This window comes from Streptomyces sp. NPDC012510, assembly GCF_042955065.1.
Classification (GTDB): Bacteria; Actinomycetota; Actinomycetes; order Streptomycetales; family Streptomycetaceae; genus Streptomyces.
Genome location: NZ_JBIBEN010000093.1, coordinates 1 through 1285, shown reverse-complemented (window position 1 = coordinate 1285; position 1285 = coordinate 1). Strand labels below are relative to the sequence as shown.

Annotated in this window: 1 protein-coding gene; it reads right to left on the bottom strand. The window is 71.4% G+C overall.

What is annotated here, in order from left to right:
* The coding region (locus tag ACFY9I_RS42550; protein WP_391012925.1) for an acyltransferase domain-containing protein at positions 1–1285 on the bottom strand (1285 nt) is incomplete at both ends.

The window sequence follows — 1285 nt, the reverse complement described above, 5'->3', positions numbered from 1 at the left end:
CGCCTCCGCGACCCCGGCCAGGTCCTCCCGCCCGACCGTCTCCCAGAAGGCACGGTCGACGGGGTCGCCGCCCGGCACGGCGGAGTGGCCCGCCGTGAAGGAGGCGGGGGCGGTGGGCCAGTAGCGCTGGTGCTGGAAGGCGTAGGTGGGCAGGTCGACGCGGCGGGCGCTGGCCGGGAAGACCTTCGCCCAGTCGGGCGAGACGCCGTGGACGTGGAGTTCGGCGAGGGAGGTCAGCAGCCGGTCCAGACCGCCGTCGTCCCGGCGCAGCGAGCCGACCGTGAAGGCGTCGGGAGCCGTCTCGGTGTCCTCGATGGTCTCCTGCACGCCGAGGCTCACGACCGGGTGCGGGCTCGACTCGACGAAGACGCCGTAGCCGTCGCGGAGCAGATTCCGGGTGGCCGTCTCGAACTCGACGGTCTGCCGGAGATTGGTGAACCAGTAGGCGGCGTCGAAGCCCGAACCGTCCTCCACCTCGCCCGTGACGGTCGAGTAGACCGGGATACGGCCGGCCTGCGGCTCGATCGGGGCCAGCACGTCGAGGAGTTCGTCCTTCAGCTCCTCCACGTGGGCGGAGTGCGAGGCGTAGTCCACCGCGACACGGCGGGCGCGGACACCCGCCTCCGTCCAGTGGGTAAGAAGCTCGTCCAGCCCTTGGACGTCGCCGGAGACCACGACCGAGGCGGGCCCGTTGACGGCCGCGACGGAGACCCGGCCGTCGTAGCCGGTCAACTCCTCACGAACACGTTCAACGGGAAGCGGCACGGAGACCATGCCACCGCGCCCCGCCAGTGCCACGATCGAGCGCGACCGGAGCGCCACCACACGCGCGGCATCCTCCAGCGACAACGCACCGGCCACGCAAGCCGCCGCGATCTCACCCTGGGAGTGGCCGATCACGGCCGAAGGCCGGATACCCCAGTCCTCCCACACCGCCGCAAGCGACACCATCACCGCGAACAGCAACGGCTGGACCACATCCACCCGCTCGACATCCACACCACCACGACCGTGCAGAGCATCGTCCAACGACCAGTCCGTGAACGCCGACAACGCCTCACCACACTCGGCCATCCGCGCCGCGAACACCGGCGAGGAGTCGAGCAGTTCCAGCGCCATGCCCTGCCACTGCGAACCCTGGCCCGGGAAGACGAACGCGATACGGCCGGGCTCACCGGCCACACCCTCGACCACGCCGGCCGCACTCCGGCCCTCGGCCACCGCCGACAGCCCTTCGACCAGCGCCTCATGCGAGGCGCCCACCACCACGGCCCGGTGCTCCCAG